At 42.1% G+C, this 17069-nt stretch carries 18 protein-coding genes and 1 pseudogene; 11 read left to right on the forward strand and 8 right to left on the reverse strand.

All coding sequences use genetic code 11. The annotated features are described in order from the left end of the window. Positions 1 to 188: 188 nt before the first annotated feature. From carA to H6G28_RS18310, 5 genes are all read left to right on the forward strand, one after another. Positions 189 to 1337: a glutamine-hydrolyzing carbamoyl-phosphate synthase small subunit gene (gene carA, locus H6G28_RS18290; protein ID WP_190589200.1), complete on the forward strand. Its 1149-nt coding sequence runs from the start codon at positions 189 to 191 to the stop codon at positions 1335 to 1337. 153 nt (positions 1338 to 1490) lie between these two features. Beyond that, positions 1491 to 1892, forward strand: coding sequence for an STAS domain-containing protein (locus H6G28_RS18295; RefSeq protein WP_190672926.1), 402 nt, complete (start codon positions 1491 to 1493; stop codon positions 1890 to 1892). 401 nt (positions 1893 to 2293) lie between these two features. After that, the gene (locus H6G28_RS18300) at positions 2294 to 2779 is read left to right on the forward strand and encodes a Mini-ribonuclease 3 (RefSeq protein WP_190589204.1); all 486 of its coding nucleotides are present in this window, start codon (positions 2294 to 2296) and stop codon (positions 2777 to 2779) included. 96 nt (positions 2780 to 2875) lie between these two features. After that, the gene (gene rlmB, locus H6G28_RS18305) at positions 2876 to 3853 is read left to right on the forward strand and encodes a 23S rRNA (guanosine(2251)-2'-O)-methyltransferase RlmB (protein WP_190672929.1); all 978 of its coding nucleotides are present in this window, start codon (positions 2876 to 2878) and stop codon (positions 3851 to 3853) included. A 96-nt stretch (positions 3854 to 3949) separates the two neighbouring features. Next, positions 3950 to 4252, forward strand: a complete 303-nt coding sequence (locus H6G28_RS18310) for a DUF1816 domain-containing protein (protein WP_190672932.1) — start codon at positions 3950 to 3952, stop codon at positions 4250 to 4252. A 60-nt stretch (positions 4253 to 4312) separates the two neighbouring features. Here the strand turns inward: H6G28_RS18310 and H6G28_RS18315 are convergent, their stop codons facing one another. The 4 genes from H6G28_RS18315 to sat all read right to left on the reverse strand — a co-directional run bounded on the left by H6G28_RS18315 (position 4313) and on the right by sat (position 9677). Beyond that, entirely contained in the window at positions 4313 to 5152 is an 840-nt protein-coding gene (locus H6G28_RS18315; RefSeq protein WP_190672935.1) for an alpha/beta fold hydrolase, read from the reverse strand. A gap of 191 nt (positions 5153 to 5343) precedes the next feature. Beyond that, positions 5344 to 5583, reverse strand: a complete 240-nt coding sequence (locus tag H6G28_RS36895; protein ID WP_242051497.1) for a DUF2059 domain-containing protein — start codon at positions 5581 to 5583, stop codon at positions 5344 to 5346. Between the two features lie 475 nt (positions 5584 to 6058). Next, on the reverse strand, positions 6059 to 8167 hold the full coding sequence (locus tag H6G28_RS18325) for a caspase family protein (protein ID WP_190672937.1): 2109 nt from the start codon (positions 8165 to 8167) through the stop codon (positions 6059 to 6061). A gap of 319 nt (positions 8168 to 8486) precedes the next feature. Next, positions 8487 to 9677, reverse strand: a complete 1191-nt coding sequence (gene sat, locus H6G28_RS18330; protein WP_190672940.1) for a sulfate adenylyltransferase — start codon at positions 9675 to 9677, stop codon at positions 8487 to 8489. A gap of 140 nt (positions 9678 to 9817) precedes the next feature. On the opposite strand from sat, the gene H6G28_RS18335 reads away from it, so the two are divergent. After that, positions 9818 to 10282, forward strand: a complete 465-nt coding sequence (locus tag H6G28_RS18335; protein ID WP_190672943.1) for a hypothetical protein — start codon at positions 9818 to 9820, stop codon at positions 10280 to 10282. Positions 10283 to 10339: 57 nt separating this feature from the next. On the opposite strand, the gene mnmA is transcribed toward H6G28_RS18335, so the two are convergent. Beyond that, a complete protein-coding gene (mnmA, locus tag H6G28_RS18340; RefSeq protein WP_190589219.1) occupies positions 10340 to 11395 on the reverse strand; it encodes a tRNA 2-thiouridine(34) synthase MnmA in 1056 nt (351 codons plus the stop codon). 299 nt (positions 11396 to 11694) lie between these two features. Here mnmA and H6G28_RS18345 point away from each other — a divergent pair. The 4 genes and pseudogenes from H6G28_RS18345 to dnaB form a co-directional block, all read left to right on the forward strand. Further along, positions 11695 to 11874, forward strand: a pseudogene (locus H6G28_RS18345) (IS701 family transposase); the annotation flags it as partial. An 8-nt stretch (positions 11875 to 11882) separates the two neighbouring features. Beyond that, positions 11883 to 12425, forward strand: coding sequence for an REP-associated tyrosine transposase (locus H6G28_RS18350; RefSeq protein ID WP_190589221.1), 543 nt, complete (start codon positions 11883 to 11885; stop codon positions 12423 to 12425). A 438-nt stretch (positions 12426 to 12863) separates the two neighbouring features. Further along, positions 12864 to 13061 (forward strand): Ig-like domain-containing protein, encoded by a 198-nt coding sequence (locus H6G28_RS37820; RefSeq protein WP_190672946.1) that lies wholly within the window; start codon positions 12864 to 12866, stop codon positions 13059 to 13061. Positions 13062 to 13180: 119 nt separating this feature from the next. Then, entirely contained in the window at positions 13181 to 14557 is a 1377-nt protein-coding gene (gene dnaB / locus H6G28_RS18360) for a replicative DNA helicase (protein WP_190672949.1), read from the forward strand. Between the two features lie 54 nt (positions 14558 to 14611). On the opposite strand, the gene H6G28_RS18365 is transcribed toward dnaB, so the two are convergent. Then, on the reverse strand, positions 14612 to 15133 hold the full coding sequence (locus H6G28_RS18365; RefSeq protein WP_190589225.1) for an FKBP-type peptidyl-prolyl cis-trans isomerase: 522 nt from the start codon (positions 15131 to 15133) through the stop codon (positions 14612 to 14614). A gap of 80 nt (positions 15134 to 15213) precedes the next feature. Continuing rightward, on the reverse strand, positions 15214 to 15537 hold the full coding sequence (locus tag H6G28_RS18370) for a phasin family protein (RefSeq protein ID WP_190589226.1): 324 nt from the start codon (positions 15535 to 15537) through the stop codon (positions 15214 to 15216). 135 nt (positions 15538 to 15672) lie between these two features. Between H6G28_RS18370 and H6G28_RS18375 the strand changes: the two genes are divergently transcribed. Continuing rightward, positions 15673 to 15981, forward strand: coding sequence for a TIGR03792 family protein (locus tag H6G28_RS18375; RefSeq protein ID WP_190672987.1), 309 nt, complete (start codon positions 15673 to 15675; stop codon positions 15979 to 15981). A gap of 109 nt (positions 15982 to 16090) precedes the next feature. Here H6G28_RS18375 and H6G28_RS18380 read toward each other — a convergent pair whose 3' ends face one another. After that, the gene (locus tag H6G28_RS18380) at positions 16091 to 16999 is read right to left on the reverse strand and encodes a DUF4351 domain-containing protein (protein ID WP_190672952.1); all 909 of its coding nucleotides are present in this window, start codon (positions 16997 to 16999) and stop codon (positions 16091 to 16093) included. Between the last annotated feature and the right edge of the window lie 70 nt (positions 17000 to 17069).

A 17069-nucleotide genomic window follows, 5' to 3' on the forward strand; every position in this document is an offset into this window, starting at 1 on the left:
TCAGAATTATGAAGTATGAATTATGAAGTATGAAGTGTCAGACTTTGCATTTGATGATTTACACTTTTTTAGGATGAAGACGCAGTGTCGAAGTAAAAATCTCAAATTTCAGACTTAATACTTCAGACTTCTTACTTCAAACTTCTTACTTCAAACTTCTTACTTACCCCATCCCTAATCTATCGCCTATGTCCCTGTCTGACGCAATACCCGCTTTACTTGTCTTGGCAGATGGCACTGCTTACCGTGGTTGGTCTTTCGGTGCGACGGGAACCACAATCGGGGAAGTGGTGTTTAACACTGGCATGACTGGCTATCAAGAAGTTTTGACTGACCCTAGTTACTGCGGTCAAATTGTCATTTTTACCTATCCTGAATTGGGCAACACAGGCGTTAATCCTGAAGATGAAGAATCATTGCGGCCGCAAGTGCAAGGTGCGATCGCTCGCAATATTTGTCATAAACCGAGTAACTGGCGATCGACCCAATCTTTACCCGACTACCTCAAACAAAATCAAATTCCCGGTATCTACGGCATTGATACCCGCGCTCTCACCCGCAAAATTCGGATGTTCGGCGCAATGAATGGTGGAATTTCTACAGAAATTTTGGATGAAGCCGAACTGCTAGAACAAGTCCAAGCATTTCCCAATATGGCTGGCTTGAATCTCGTCAAGGAAGTCAGCACACCCCAAGTTTATGAATGGTCAGAACCCACTATTCCCGAATGGGAATTTAATCCCGAAAACATTACTAATGGCGAAGAAACATTTACAGTTGTCGCCATTGACTTTGGGGTGAAGCGCAATATCTTGCGGCGATTGGCTAGTTATGGTTGTCGCGTGATTGTTGTCCCAGTCAACACACCCGCCGCAGAAATTCTCAGCTACAACCCAGATGGCATCTTTCTTTCCAACGGCCCTGGCGATCCCTCTGCCGTTACAGAAGGGATTGAAACCGTCAAAACCCTATTAGAAAGCCAAAAACCTATGTTTGGTATTTGTATGGGACACCAAATTTTAGGTCACGCCCTGGGTGCAGAAACCTTTAAACTTAAATTTGGCCATCGGGGGTTAAATCAGCCTGCGGGTTTACAACGGCGGATCGAAATCACCAGCCAAAATCACAGTTTTGCCATTAACCCAGATACTTTACCTCAAACATTGGTTGAGATCAGCCACCTCAACTTAAACGATCGCACTGTTGCTGGTGTCCGCCATAAATCTTTGCCCATCTTCTCGGTACAGTATCACCCCGAAGCCAGCCCCGGCCCCCATGATGCTGATTATCTATTTGAGCAATTTGTCCAAGCAATGCGATCACTACGCACAGTTTAATGGTGAGGTTAAGTAAAAATATAAAAAGTGCTAGATGGGATCTGTAAAAATTAAAAGTTAAAAGGCAAAAGTCAAAAAACTTTTACTTTTTACGTTGCCTAAACTCTGCTATCTCAGCAGGTTGTAGACAATGTGCATAAAAACCATCTATACTTGAGCGTTCACTTTAATTATGAGGAGGGAATTATTGCTGAGCCACTTAATCTAACCGTAAGCCTCAGAGGCACTCGTGAAATCCGGGATAACTGTCAGCTATTCCGCCTCACAGGTTTGTTAGATGCCTTTTCTGAACCGACATTTCGCAAGGTACTAGGCGGCAAAATTGACGAGGGGCCAAAGCACATTATTCTGGATCTCTCTCAAATTGACTTTGTTGATAGCTCTGGCTTGGGAGCCTTGGTACAGCTAGCCAAGCAGGCTCAAAACGCTGAAGGCACCTTGCAAATTGTTACAAATGCCCGTGTCACCCAAACAGTCAAACTTGTTCGCTTAGAGAAGTTTCTCTCTCTGCAAGCCACAGTGGACGCGGCTCTCGAAAATATCAAAGGGTCTTGATAGTTTGACTGGGGGTGAAATTCAGCTATCCGATAGTTTATCTGGATAGCTTAATTTTTATCAAAACTGGACGCTAACCTCTCTCCTCGTGAGAGAGGTATCAAAGCCAGCCATTTTGATTGAAATCTACAAAACTGACATATTTCATAAATCCTTTTATCGCAAAAAGGGTGTAGGTTGTATTTGTGCAAAACCCTTATACCCTTACACCCCCACACCCCTACACCCAGCCTCAACCATTCCTCTTCTTAAGAAATTCCAACTCCAGTAGAAAATCTCCCCTAAAAAGATAGAATTAATTGGGTAATCCTGATAGTATAGATTGTGCTACGTAAGATATTTTAAATATATTCCAGAAAAATTAATCGTCTAGAAGTGTTCTGTTAAGGAATGATAAATTTGTGGACTCCGAGGAGGAAGAACCAATAGATAGACAAGATGAACCTCCTACATCTGATGATTTATCTTGGGTGCAAGCCTGTCTAGCCAGCAATGTACAACTACACCAAACAATTTCCCCAAGCCAAGTGCAGCAAATTTCTCCGGCTGCTCTTGCTTATGTAGGAGATGCAATCTATGAGCTTTATGCTAGAATGTTCTATCTATTGCCATTACAACGGCTAGAAACTTATCACCGTTTGGTAGTGGCTCAGGTGAGAGCAGAAACACAAGCCCTACATTTGCGATCGCTGATTCCTCATCTGAGGGAAGCCGAACTAGAAATTGTCCGCAGAGGACGTAACGCCTCGACCGGACGGCCTAAACGCCTTGCTCCCGAAATTTATCAACAAGCAACTAGCTTAGAAACTTTGATTGGTTACTTGTATCTTACCGATATCCCACGCTTAACCGAATTGTTGCAAAAACTTCATCTCGAACAAGAGTGAGACATTTCACCTGAGCATTCAAAAATTGGTGTGTTCGGTTCAGCACCTTTAAATATTCAGGATGCCTACTTATAAGCTCATACATAGAAACTCATTATGACTAGCAAACCCAAAAAGCTCCAGACATCTGGTGAACCCAATCGTGGGCGGACTGTGAAAATTAAAGGCAAGCGTTTTAGTGGTAGTCCGATTCGGAAAGCCAAACCAGGAGAGCGTGAAAACCACACCACACCAAGCAATTCCTCGGCAAATCATCAGTTTTCTTATCAATCTCCCATTCTCAAGAAAACCGAAGATAACGAAAATGATTTAATCTACGGTCGTCATCCAGTTTTGAGTGCTTTAGAAAGTCAACGGGAACTCAATCGTGTGTGGGTAACAGCGCGGTTACGCTACGATCCCCGATTTCACAATTTGCTACTACAAGCAAAAGAAAATGGCACAGTTATCGATGAAGTAGAACCCAAGCGTCTTGACCAAATTACCGAAGGCGCTAATCACCAAGGAATAGCAGCCCAAATCGCCCCCTATTCCTACCTAGAATTACCAGACTTAGTTGCTCAAGCTAAATCTGCTGTTAATGATCCCGTGATTGTTGTCGCTGAGGGGATCACCGACCCACATAACTTGGGAGCAATCATCCGCACTGCGGAAGCAATTGGCGCTCAAGGTTTGGTTATCCCCCAAAGACGAGCTGTAGGGATCACTTCAACAGTCGTCAAAGTTGCCGCCGGCGCTTTAGAAAACTTTGCAGTATCAAGAGTAATTAACCTCAGCCGCGCTTTAGAAGAACTCAAAGAAGCTGGTTTTTGGATTTATGGTACCGCCGCTACAGGAAGCGAACCCATACATACAATACGTTTTAGCGGGCCTATAGTTTTAGTCATCGGCTCCGAAGGCGAAGGCTTAAGCATGTTAACTCAACGTGCATGTGATGTTTTGGTGTCAATTCCCTTACAAGGAAAAACCCCTAGTTTAAATGCCTCTGTTGCTGCTGGGATGGCACTTTACGAGGTTTATCGCCAACGTTCTTTGAACACTTTGTATCTAAATAAGTTACCAAAACCTCTTTGAAAAAAAAGAGCAAAAGAGTATAAAGAAATGTAAAGCAACCACAATCACAACGTAGTATCTAACAACTACTACCAGATTGATCAATCAGCAACTACCATGAAAACCATCGGGTACGACATGAAAGAAGCTTTAATCAACACATTTAATAGTCTCGGATTAGCGTGGTGGGTGGAAATAGTAACACAAAACCCCCGTTGCACTTACTACTTTGGGCCATTTCTCACTTCTGCTGATGCCAAATTAGCCTTAAAAGGCTATGTGGAAGATTTAGAACTGGAAGGGGCGCAAGGAATACAAGTGAATGTCAAACGCTGCAAGCCAGATAATTTGACAATTGCCGACGACCTGGGGGAACGGATTGACCGCAAAGTAAAGCCTGCCTTTAGCGGTCAGATTTAATTCAGGCAATTAATTTGGGATTTTGGATGTTAGATTAACTTGCAATCCAAAATCGCAAATCTAAAATCTAAAATTTTCTTGGTGCGCTTCTAACCAGTGGTCGATGTCGCTCAGTACTTGATGCGGAATTTCCCACGGGAAAAGATGTGCGGTGTCGGGGTAACATTGCCACTGACTATCTTTGAGATTTCTAGCGGTTTCTAAACTAGATTCGGCTGTGATGTGGCGGTCTTGAGCGCCTGCTAGTACTAGGCTAGGGCAATTAACTTGCTCTAGTTCTGCTAGACGATTGTATCGAGAGCGCAAAGCATTGGATAAAGCACGAGTCGCAGCAGGTGAGGTTTGTAAATAAGCTGGGACTGCTGCTTGGGCAATGTATTTATAGGCAGTGGCATTATGCTGTTGAATCAAGTAACGAAACAGCGATCGCTTACCAAATGTATCAATATTCCATTGCCAACTAGGCTTAATTAAATTTAACAAAGCTGCAATGCCTGTATACAAGTTATCCTGCCAAGTAATCGGCGGATGACTACCGTAAGGTCTAGCGGCTGTGGCTATCAAAATTAGCCCCGTGACACGCTCTGGCATCCTGAAAGCTAATTCCATAGCCAAAATTCCACCTAGTGACCAACCCAATATCAAGCATTTTTCAATGGCAAAGCGGTCTAAAAGGGCTTCTAGGTCGGTTAAATGGTCTGTCATGGCAAAATTACCTTGATAGCGGCTTTTGCCATAACCACGCAAATCTGGAGCGAAAGTTTGAAAGCGTTGAGATAAGTGATTAGTAAATACAGAAAGACTACGACCAGAACCAGGATGACCATGTATCGCTAAAATTGGAAATCCTTGACCTTGAACGTAGGTGTTAAGGCTGACAGTACCCACAGTTGGAACCATGTAATTTGAGAGTAAAAATTCAGAAGTCAGAATCTAGAATGATTAATATATATTGAAGGAAGAAATCAATCTTCGCCTACCTTTGTATATTGATCAACGGCTTAATTGAGCAGCAATTGAACGACTCCAAATCAACACAGAAACATCAGTTCTAATGATTTGTTATGGCCCTTCTGAATGCGGCTGGAAATCTAGTCTGGTGGTAAACTGATTTTGCCGTTATTATAGTTCTCCCACAATTCAAATCCCATTTTGAACCTTTGTTTAGAAGTATCCATATATGCTTTAACTTCAGACTGCAACAACTTTTTCATCACAGGTTGCTTTGATAAATTTAACAATTTCTTTAATTCATCTTCCGAAAAATCAGCTTCCAATCTTGCTGCATAGGCATCTTTGAAGTATCTCCAACCGATTTCTCGTACAAACATCTTCCTAAACCTTGTATAAAGCTTAAAATCGTCGCCCTTACCTATTAACGTGCCAATCAAGTGGTCGAAATGCAGATCGTATCTTTGTGCAATTCCTATCTCTAGTAGTACCTCAGTTGCTAATTTATACTTGGAGGTTGCTTTGGGAGGTGTTTTTGATTGGTATTCAACTAAAGGGAGTTGTTGAGAATTCGCTACATATACCGTGAAGAAGGTAAAGCAGACGATAAGCAACAATCCGAGAAACCTTGAAAATTTTAACTTTACTTTGAAAATAGGAATTGAAGTACCTGAAATTCGATATAAAATTACGCCAAAAGTCTAATCCATACTGCGGCTCAATTATCCTGTTATATTATGTTTTTTGTACATGAACCTGACCACTTGTGGTTGCCTAATTTTGGCTAAAAACTGACAATTTTAATGGATGTATCGGTTTGGCATAACTATTTATTGTACTGTCAGACTTCAGATTTCAATTGACGTGAAAACTAAAGTTAAAACTAGCCCAATGATTCACATTTAATGTATAAAAATCATTCGCTGTTGCATTGGTTTCGGCGGTGGTAAGGCTGGCGTTATGTAAATCTTGTAAGATGGCTTGGGCGATTTCCCAAGGATTGACTAATGCACCGATTGGTTGTTGGTCGCCTGTGGGATATTTAGCAGTTTCTAAAGCTTTGAGGGTGGTGGTGAAGGGTGCAAGACTCAAAATTAATTGGTGTTCGCATTCGTAAGCTGGCCCTGAAATCGGCCATCCAGATGTTGCTGTATTGTTGGGTAGAGTTATGGTTTCGCCAGCCGGGATGATTACTTGTTGGAGTACAGGTTTTGTTTCGGAAGTGTTGGGTTCTTCAACAGTTTGCCAAGGATAAAAAGCAATTGCAGTTCTATGATTTTTCAATCCTATTAGCATTAAATATACTGTGCGATCGCCTTTATTGTGGATGCGGTATTGAATCCGACTACCAATCGGCACAATGGAAGTGCTGAGTGATTTTTTGGGTAATGTTTTTGTGTCAAGAGTGCGTAAGGTTTCTCTTTGTAAAATGACCTTTGGTGATATCCCATTCACTATTTCTAAACTGCCTTTGATTGGTAGGCGGGAAGAACCTTCATTTTCTGTGAGTCGCCATAACTTGGCTGCTAGTAAATGTGGCAATTTTGTAGCTAACCTTGTAACTGCTACCTTCACAGCTTCCCCAACTTCCCCTGCGCCATTGGCAATTAATTGTCCAGCCGGAGCTAATAAACCATAACGGCTGGGAGTTTGCGAAAGTTTACCAAATATATAATCGGGTGGTTGTTCTCCAGTGACGACACTAACCATAGATGCCATTGCGGCAAAGGCGCTAGTAGCATCAACTCTTTCAATTCTTTCCAACCCAGAATCTAAACCGATATTTAAACTAACATTGCGTGGTAAAATTCTCACTGCTTCTTGAATTAGTTGCCCAACTTGCAGAGGAGTGGCTAATTCTAAACCAGAAATTTGCGCTTTGGCCGTTAACCCTGTACGCGATCGCAATATTAGCTGTTCTCCATTTGCAGAAGTCAAGCGAGAATTGACACCGTAGTTTTCTAATACTTGTGGTGGGAGTCCTCCTAGCCAAATTTGGACGGTTTTTCCATCTTCTTCTATGTTTAAAATTGCTCCCTCAGCACCAAGATTTTGGTCTAACAGCAAGCTTTCGCTGGTTACGGCCTTTTTGCTATTGACTAAACTCGGATGCTGTTTACTACCCCATTTAGACATTGCACTGTCTACATGAGCAAGGCTAAATTGCAGTGTGGTAGTGGGAGTGGTTTCCCAGAGGTACTGAGTTAAAGCATAGGTAAATAAGCCAGCACTAAACCCCGAAAATAGTCCTTCTTGGGCTACTTGTTTGGGATCAGTAGTGGCAGATAAGATAACTGCATTGGTCAATGAAGCTTTCGTTTTGAGTTGTTCGAGAAATTCAATTTCTGCGGTGGCTAACTTGGCGGCTAACTCTTGACGGGCGCGAATTCGCCAATTTGTGGGTTGAATTGTACTAGGCAGATCATAACTAGTATCTAATATTGCTGTGACCTTTTCTGTAGGGAGCGATCGCAGCAACAATAACAGAGTCTCTTCTAAAATATAAGTAGCTATCTTCTCATCTTGAATTTCTAAATTTTCGTTGGTTGGCACTAAAGCATTTTGTAGTGTTTCATCAGACTCGTTTATCCTGATGCGCGTACCATAGCCGCTAAAGTGAAAAACAACTACATCATCAGATTTGACTTGTTTACCAAGATGATCTAAACAAGCCGCCTCAATAAATTCCCGACTCGCTTGTTCATCAGTTAACGTCAAAATATTGGCAGGTACAAAGCCGAACCGATGAATCAACAGTTCTTTCTGCAATTCCACATCGGTAAGACAGCCACTCAGCGAAGGACTTTTGCGGTATTGATTAATGCCGACTAATAAAGCTAGTTTTCGGGGCGTGGGTTGTGCTAAAGCTTGGTAGTGCTGACTCCAAGTAAACAATTCCGCTTCCGTGACACCCAACACCGCCAGTATTGAGCCAATCCGTTTTAAAAAAGTCCGACGCTGCATAAAGTTAGCTATCAGTCCTCAGCCTGTCAGCTAACAGCTTAAAGGGCTGAAGTCGTGACTGTAAAGTTAAAGTTTTTACTATTTACATCTTGACAAGTTTAAAACTTATGGCAATTCGATGAGCAGCTATCCCTAATAAATCTTGTAGAGTCTTGCATTAGGCGACTGGAAGTCGCGGCTACACGGGCAAAACCCGCCTATGCGGGTTAAGAACCTTGATTTTCTCTCAGTCCGCGCAGGCGGACTTTGTTTGTATAGCCCCGATTTCTAATCGCTAGGGCTGGATGCAAGATGAGAGTCTCTACGCCTCATCTATTGATTAAGTCAAGGCTGGAACAGGAATGGGAACTCGCATCGCCCGCGCCAATTCGGCTGCAACTTCTGGGCGGGAGAATTCTGGTGGGGGTAATTCACCGCGACGCAGCATTTCTCTGACTTTTGTACCTGAAAGGTGAATACGTTCTTCTGGTTTGCTGGGACTGGTTTTAGTCGTCGCCATTTGCTTGGTACGTGTGCAGTAGAAAGCGTGTTCAAACTTCATCGGTACAATTCCGATTTCACTTGGCTCAAATTCATCAAAGATGTATTGAGCGTCATAAGTGCCATAATAATCGCCAACGCCAGCATGATCCCGCCCGACAATGAAGTGAGTACAGCCGTAGTTTTTGCGAACTAAAGCATGGAAGATAGCCTCACGGGGGCCAGCGTAACGCATTGCGGCTGGGTTAATTGCTAAAACTACGCGATCGTGGGGATAATAATGCTCCAGCAAAATTTCATAGCAGCGCATCCGCACATCAGCAGCAATGTCATCATCTTTAGTTGCGCCTACCAATGGGTGCAAAAATAGAGCGTCTACAGTTTCCAAGGCGCACTTTTGGATATATTCATGAGCGCGGTGGATGGGGTTGCGGGTTTGGAAACCCACAACAGTTTTCCAACCATTTTCCCGAAACATTTGCCGTGAAGCAGAGGGGTCAATTTGATAAGTGGGAAACTGAGGATGGGGATCTCGTTGCAACAGCCAGATATCACCAGCAAGATGTACAGAACCTTGGTTATAAACTACCTGCACACCAGGATGATTTGCGTCATCTGTGCGGTAGACATTGACAGCTTCGCGGATTTTGTCGTAAGTATATTTTTGTGTGAGTTGTAAAACCCCAATAAACCGACCTGCGGGGTTATCTAAGCGAATTAAATCACCTTCTTTTAGGGGAGAAGCAACTTCTTCTGCTACCGAAAGTGTAATTGGAATTGACCATACCAGACCGTTAGCCAGACGCATTTCAGTGACAACGCGATCGTAGTCCGACTGGTTCATAAAACCAGTGAGTGGACTAAAAGCACCGATCGCAATCATTTCTAAATCAGAAACCGCACGCTCGTCTAGTTGCACACGAGGCAAAAATTCCGCCTGAGACAGAAACTCTTCTCTTTGTTCCGGTGTGGCGATGCGATTAACTAACTCTCCACCATGTGGCGCAATAGCATCTTGATGGTAACTCAACGTAATCCCCTCTTAGCGATAACTGTAATTGTTGCAAACTATGTATTAACTAACTTATCAAATGCTGGTACAGAGAGTAAAAATACTTCTGTAAAATTAGTCAAAAGAAGATTGAAAAAAGTAGTTATTGCCCATCAAGTATGTTTGACCCTCTCAAGTACGCTGATGAACTCATTGATTCAAAACAGGAAAATGAGTTATTGAAGTGGCTGCGACAACTTAATGATGAGGAAAAATTTACCTTTGTTTGGCGCGTATTAAACGCAAATCCTTGGCAGGGTTGTAAATTAGCCAAGCGATCGCAACTCAAACCTATTTTTTTAGAAGTGATTCTCGCAAATGGTTTAGTCTATGGTGACGCAAGCACGGTGGAATGGTATATCAAAGCTGTTCTGCCCAATTTAGGTTACAAGCGAGTACTTGAGATTATCAAAGCTCAGATAGATATTGCGCCATTATGTGTGTATAAAACTCTCTACTGGCTACCTTCGTTATACCGTAATCAATCAACACAACTAAAAAATGAGATATGCACACTTATTGAAGAATTCAATCAAAAGTATCCCAATTATGAACCACGTAGAAGCACGGGTACTCATGCTTAACAGCTAAATACTGACGATGAGTAGAGACATTGAATTTTAACGTCTCTACACAAGCATTTAACTAAACTGCTCAATAATTCCGCCGCCTAACACTTTTACCCCGTTGTACCAAACTGCTGCTTGTCCTGGGGTAATGCTGAACTGGGGTTCATCAAATACCAAGCGGACACGGGAATTTTCCAGAGGAATTACCGTCACTGGTACAGGCTGAGAACGATAGCGGACTTGAACTTCAGCTTGAATTGGTGTGGAGGGTTCAGCGATGGAAACCCAATTTACTCGCCCGACTGTACATTCTGGCTGAGTTACTTTGGTGCGATCGCCTACCACAACCCGATTATTCACAGCATCCAATTCCACCACGTATAATGGTTCAGCCGCCGCAATGCCTAAACCTTTGCGCTGACCAATGGTGTAATGATGGACACCATCATGTTGTCCCAAAACTTTACCTGTGGTATCCACAATATCCCCTTTTTTGGGAGCAAGATATTTATCTAAAAATGCCCGCATGGAACCATTGCTTTCCACTAAGCACAAGTCTTGACTTTCTGGTTTGTCGGCAGTTTTCAAATTATATTCCGCAGCAATCCGGCGCGTATCTGTTTTTTCTAGTTCACCCAGAGGAAATACGGAAGCTGCGAGTAAATCTTGAGACAAATCATACAAAAAGTAAGACTGGTCTTTGTTACGGTCAACTGCTCTTAGTAACTGATAACGCCCACTTGCATCATCATAATTAATCTGGGCATAATGACCAGTGGCAATGCGATCGCATCCCAATTGTTCACGAGCATATTCCACCATCGGGCCAAACTTCACCGTTTTATTGCACTGGGAACAAGGTAACGGCGTAATTCCCGCACTATAACCAGACACTAAATAATCAACAATATTGCTCTGAAAGACATCCCGAATATCCACAACTTGATGGGGAATACCTAGTTGTTCGCAAATATCAGCCGCGTCGATCATTCCTTCAGAGCAACATTGCCCTTTGCCTTTCATCAGCCAAAGGGTCAAACCAATTACTTCATAGCCCTGATTATGTAAGATAGCAGCAGCAACAGAACTGTCAACGCCACCGGAAAGACCAACGACAACTTTTTTCATATCTTTAATGTTTTTAGACTAGCAGCTGCTGACGACAGAAATTAGAACTGTTTCCATTAATTCTGATGGGCTGTAAGATATCCGACTAGCGGATCTAAATACCCTGACTGAGCGATCGGCTTTTTTAAAGACAGCTGCGCGACTGCTCAATTGTAGCATACATATCTCAAACCCTTGCTAGTCAAGCACTTGGGTGACTAATAAATATTGCTAGTCATAAATTGTGGCTATACATCAATACATTTCAGTTAAGGCTAAAAACTTATACTGGTGTAGCGACTGTCTTGAATGTCAAAATATTTGCGGAGCATCCCTTGTGGGATGAAAATTATGGTTGGAAGAATATTTTAAATAATTTACGTCTGATTGTTCAACCTTTAATCTTTTTCAATTTGATTAAACCTTGGCTCAAGGTATTTCCTATTCCTCAACTTTCTACAGGATTTTCTTACTTGATTAGCATCATGAATACCTTGTAAATTATGTCATGGAATACCGCAGAGCAAAAGTAGAAGGAGGTACTTTTTTCTTCACTGTGGTTACTCACAAGCGCCAGGAATTTCTCTGCGAACCAGAGAATATTATTTTATTGCGACAAGCATTCAAAAAAGTGATTGCACAACATCCATTGATTGTAGATGCGATCGCTATTTTACCAAACCATATCCATTGTCTTTGGAGTTTACCACCAGGAGATAGTGATTTTTCCAATCGTTGGCGATTAATTAAAAACTATTTTAGTCATCGTTGCGATGTTAAATATCATGGAAAAATATCAGCATCGCGTCAAAATAAAGGCGAATTAGCAGTTTGGCAACGCCGATTTTGGGAACATCAAATTAAAGATGAAGTTGATTTTATTCGCCATTGTGATTACATCCATTACAACCCCGTTAAACATGGCTATGTCAAAGCACCTAAAGATTGGCAATATTCCAGTTTTATGTTGTATGTACAGCGAGGAATATATCATATTGATTGGGGTGCAGAAGAAGATATAGAATTTCCCCAAGATATAGGAAATGAATAATATTCGTAGGTTGGGTGAAGGCGCACAAGAGATATTGAAAAGAACACGGTAAATCTATATTGCGCCGTAACCCAACACCAAATTATAATATTTTGAGAAAATATTGTGACAGGTAAAATAATTGCAGCGTGAATTTTACCGTTTGAATTAAAATATTTTGGTAGTTGAAAGTTTTGCGGTTTTCTTCGTGGCATTTGTTGGGTTCCACTTCGTTCCACCCAACCTACAAGATCAGGCGATCGTACTCACTACGGCAAATACTACAGCAGCAACAAAGTAACCTTAGTCAACACCACCCCCAACAGTAACCTTATCCTCAACCAACCCCTCACCTTTAAAGTAGACCTCACAGGCATTCAAGCAGGAACCGCCGCTACCCTCTACTTCGACCTCCTCGGTTTCGGTGCCAGAGATGCCAAAGTCGTCCTCGACAACGTAATGTTGCTGAACAACGACTTCATAGCACCAGTCGCCAACAACGACACCGCCACCACCAACCAAACCCAACCAGTTACAATCAACATCCTCAGCAATGATACCGACGCAGACAGCAGCATCAACCCCACAACCCTGACCGTTACAACCAATCCCAGCAACGGGGCGATCGCCATCAACCCAGATGGTACAGTTATATAACTCCAAACCTCACCTTTGTCAGCACAGACACCTTCAGAAACAGAATACAAAGGCAATTCGCTATGTTTTAGCTAAGGTTAACGTAAGTGATATCCTAAATTACTCATCCAAAATCGTATATGGCGGAAGAATTAAGTTTTCAAGGCGATGGTAGCGATGCCTACGGCAACCTCTCCGGGCAACGCCTACCACCCCAAAATATTGAAGCAGAAGAAGCGATTTTGGGGGGAATTTTACTAGATCCAGAAGCGATTGGTCGAGTTAGCGATCGCTTAGTTCCTGAAGCATTTTACATTAGCGCCCATAAAGATATTTATCAAGCCGCCCTGCGTCTCCACGCCCAAAGTAAACCCACAGATTTACTATCTATTACCAGTTGGTTAACTGATAATGATTTACTAGCGAAGATTGGTGGGAGAAATAAACTAGCCACCCTAGTAGACAGGACAGTTTCTGCTGTTAACATCGACGCTTTAGCAGGCTTAGTCATGGAAAAATACCTGCGGCGACAGTTAATTAAAGCTGGTAACGAAATTGTCCATCTTGGTTACGAGACAGAAACCGAATTACCCATAGTTTTAGACAAAGCAGAACAAAAAGTTTTTGGGGTCACCCAAGAACGACCCCAATCAGGTTTAGTGCATATTTCTGATACTTTAGTCAATACTTTTCAAGATATTGAAACACGCCATCAAGGTGTCGCTTTACCTGGGATTCCTTGTGGCTTTTATGATTTAGATGCTATGACTAGCGGTTTTCAGCGTTCTGATTTGATTATCGTTGCTGGCAGGCCGTCAATGGGAAAAACCGCATTCTGCTTGAATTTAGGTCATAATATCGCTGCTTTATATAAATTACCAGTTGCTGTTTTTAGCTTAGAAATGTCCAAAGAACAGCTAGTACAGCGACTATTAGCCAGTGAAGCGGGAATTGAATCTGGTTATCTCCGGAGTGGACGTATTAGCCAAACCCAGTGGGAACCGTTAAGTCGGGCAATTGGTATGCTTTCCGAGATTCCACTTTACATTGATGATACGCCGAATATAACAGTCAACGAGATGCGATCGCAAGCCAGAAGATTGCAAGCCGAACAAGGCGCAGATTTAGGCTTGATTGTCATAGATTACCTGCAATTAATGGAAGGTGCAGGCGATAACCGCGTACAAGAATTATCTCGCATCACACGCAGTCTTAAAGGTTTAGCCCGTGAGTTATCTGTACCTATAATTGCATTATCACAGTTAAGTCGCGGCGTAGAAGCACGTACCAACAAGCGCCCAATGTTATCTGATTTGAGAGAAAGCGGCAGTATTGAACAAGATGCGGATTTGGTTATTATGTTATACCGCGATGAATATTATTCACCAGATACCCCCGATCGCGGCATTGCTGAAGTCATAGTAGCAAAACACCGCAACGGCCCAACAGGTACAGTCAAACTTTTATTCGACCCGCAATATACCAAATTTAAAAACCTAGCCAGACCAAATTATTAACTATGAAGTATGAAGTCTAAAAATTTTCAGACTTCAGACTTCATACTTCACACTTTATTTAACACCAAGCAATTCCACATCAAAAATCAGGGTAGCGTTAGGTGGAATTACGCCACCTGCACCACGGGAACCATAACCCAACTCTGAAGGGATAATCAACTCACGCCGACCGCCAACTTTCATTGTGCTGAGTCCTTCGTCCCAACCTTTGATTACCTGTCCAATGCCGATTTTAAACTGGAAAGGTTGACCGCGATCGCGGGAACTATCAAACTGAGTTCCATCTTCTAAAGTGCCAGTGTAGTGAACTACAACTATTTGGCCAGGTTCAGGAGTCGCCCCAGTTCCCTCTGTGATTTCAACGTATTTTAGTCCAGAAGGAGTTGTGACAACATTTTTATCAGACATAGTGTTATTCGCTATCAGAGTATCGTTTTTTGTAATGGTAGTGGGGGATGATTGCGCTTGGGTCAAATTAGCCGCAACAGCAGTCTCAGGTTTACCGCCTAATTGTGCTAACACTAAAACCACCACACAAGCCAGCATGACACCCACGCTGAGTAAAATTGCTTTCAAAATTAGTCCTCCATACTGAGGTCGTTTGGTAAAAGCAATACCAACAGGACACATTTTAGTTTAAATCAGAAAGCACATTATTAACGCCAAAGCTTATTTTCTAAATCCCTTACTTGACGTTCTAAACGGTCAATTCTCCCTCGGAGTTCATCTACCTCAGACTGACGCGCCACTCCTAAATCTTGCAACATATTCCGCATTTGTCGTTGCATTTGAGCATCCCAATTACCTTGCTCTGACTTTAGCTGCTGTACAATATCGTCCATTACCGCCTTAGCTTGCTCAGGATTCAGCTTACCGTCTTTGACTAATTCATCACTCACCTCACGCAGCTTTTCTGCTACCAAAGACGTTGTACCAATTCCCACCATCATTAGCTGTTGCAACCAGTTGTTGCTATCCATACGTCCTTCCTGTTATTTATTTCAAACCAGCCTCCTTGCTCTTGAGTGTATGCAATCAAGCTATGCTGGAAGCGGAGTTAATTCTAGCCTACATCTCTATTTTGGCAAATTCGCAAACATCAGGAATCAATGAGTGTGGTTATAGAACTGCTAAAATTTCAAGTTAACCCAAATCTGCGGGAAACTTTTATCCAAAAGGATGCAGAAATTTGGACAACAGCATTAGCAAAGTATCCAGGCTTCCTCAGCAAAGAAGTCTGGATTAACCCAAACAAGCCCTCAGAAGTAACTTTTATGATTCGTTGGGCAACAAGAGAACAATGGCAAGCTATTTCTGAAGCAGACTTAGCCGCGATTGATAGTCAATTCGCACAAGTAATGGGAGATAATTTTCAGATGATTGAGTCGGCAGAATATCAAGTCAGAAAATTTCCTCATAAGTGAGATTTTATCTGTAGATCACAAAATACTCATAGTTTGTAGGAGTCAGCTTATTTGCCTACAATTCACACTAATAATTAGGCTTATTTCGGAAAATAGATTTTGGTGTATTTTATTCCTGTTGCAGCCAAGCTACTAAATCAGCTTCATTAGAGAAATCTAGTAAAGCTTCTGCTAAATTCTCTAACTGAGTTAAAGATAATCCCCGCAGTTGCTCTTGTAATTCAGGAGTAATTGTACCGATGCGTCTTGTTAATTGACGCTGAATTACTTTCAATTCTCCTTGTTGCAGCCCTTGTTGTATCCCTTCCTCCATCCAACTGGTGACGATTTGCATAACTACCTCTTGTTGAATTGGTTCAAATTGGGCAATTTCCGCCTGGAATATTTGATTTTCTTGGGCATTTAGCCGTAGATAACTGTCAATAAACCCTGAAATTAACTGCATCCGTGCTGGATCTAACTGCAATGTAGCTAATAGGCGCAGACACTCCGATTTTACTCTAGGACGGTCTTGTGGCGCTATATTCATTTTAGCCATGAGCGCACTAGCTACGGGATTTTGCTGTTGTAGATACTCTCGCCAATTCAAGCGATTTAACTGAATCACATCATAGTTGAATTGCAAGACGACTTTATTGGGAAATGCAACTTGATGAAAATCTTGTTCGACTTTTTTGGGGCGATCGTAAGAAAATAAGGCAATGGGATAAACTGGCAAGCCGTATTTCTCATACAATCTGGCAAAGTAGCGATACATCCGCAAATCAAATGCTTCTTGATAATAAGCTTGATGTTCCAGATGTATTAAGAAACAGGATTCTTGTCCTCTAAATTTTGCTTTTACTACTATGTCAGTTTCATATTTTTCACCAGCCGTAACATCAGTAAATATTTCTTTATCAAGGAAGGTGATGCTGTCTCTTTCCAGATAAGCAGTGATTTCTGGGAAGAATAACTCGATGAATTCCCAGAAGAAGGTGGTGAGTAGTTCTTTGAACAGGCGATCGTGGTCTATCATGATTAGATTTATATCATGTTACTGATGAGCGATCGCTCAATATTTGTGAAAATAGGAATGCGATCAATAA

The organism is Nostoc sp. FACHB-190 (genome assembly GCF_014696905.1).
Lineage (GTDB): Bacteria > Cyanobacteriota > Cyanobacteriia > Cyanobacteriales > Nostocaceae > Nostoc_B.

Coding starts and splice junctions, on each gene's coding strand:
- H6G28_RS18380 (WP_190672952.1), bottom strand. CDS start 16,999: ATGATAGACCACGATCGCCTGTTCAAAGAACTACTCACCACCTTCTTC.
- H6G28_RS18315 (WP_190672935.1), bottom strand. CDS start 5,152: ATGGTTCCAACTGTGGGTACTGTCAGCCTTAACACCTACGTTCAAGGT.
- dnaB (WP_190672949.1), top strand. CDS start 13,181: ATGGCGGAAGAATTAAGTTTTCAAGGCGATGGTAGCGATGCCTACGGC.
- H6G28_RS37820 (WP_190672946.1), top strand. CDS start 12,864: ATGTTGCTGAACAACGACTTCATAGCACCAGTCGCCAACAACGACACC.
- H6G28_RS18370 (WP_190589226.1), bottom strand. CDS start 15,537: ATGGATAGCAACAACTGGTTGCAACAGCTAATGATGGTGGGAATTGGT.
- H6G28_RS18335 (WP_190672943.1), top strand. CDS start 9,818: ATGTTTGACCCTCTCAAGTACGCTGATGAACTCATTGATTCAAAACAG.
- H6G28_RS18350 (WP_190589221.1), top strand. CDS start 11,883: ATGGAATACCGCAGAGCAAAAGTAGAAGGAGGTACTTTTTTCTTCACT.
- H6G28_RS36895 (WP_242051497.1), bottom strand. CDS start 5,583: ATGTTTGTACGAGAAATCGGTTGGAGATACTTCAAAGATGCCTATGCA.
- rlmB (WP_190672929.1), top strand. CDS start 2,876: ATGACTAGCAAACCCAAAAAGCTCCAGACATCTGGTGAACCCAATCGT.
- carA (WP_190589200.1), top strand. CDS start 189: ATGTCCCTGTCTGACGCAATACCCGCTTTACTTGTCTTGGCAGATGGC.
- mnmA (WP_190589219.1), bottom strand. CDS start 11,395: ATGAAAAAAGTTGTCGTTGGTCTTTCCGGTGGCGTTGACAGTTCTGTT.
- H6G28_RS18310 (WP_190672932.1), top strand. CDS start 3,950: ATGAAAACCATCGGGTACGACATGAAAGAAGCTTTAATCAACACATTT.
- H6G28_RS18325 (WP_190672937.1), bottom strand. CDS start 8,167: ATGCAGCGTCGGACTTTTTTAAAACGGATTGGCTCAATACTGGCGGTG.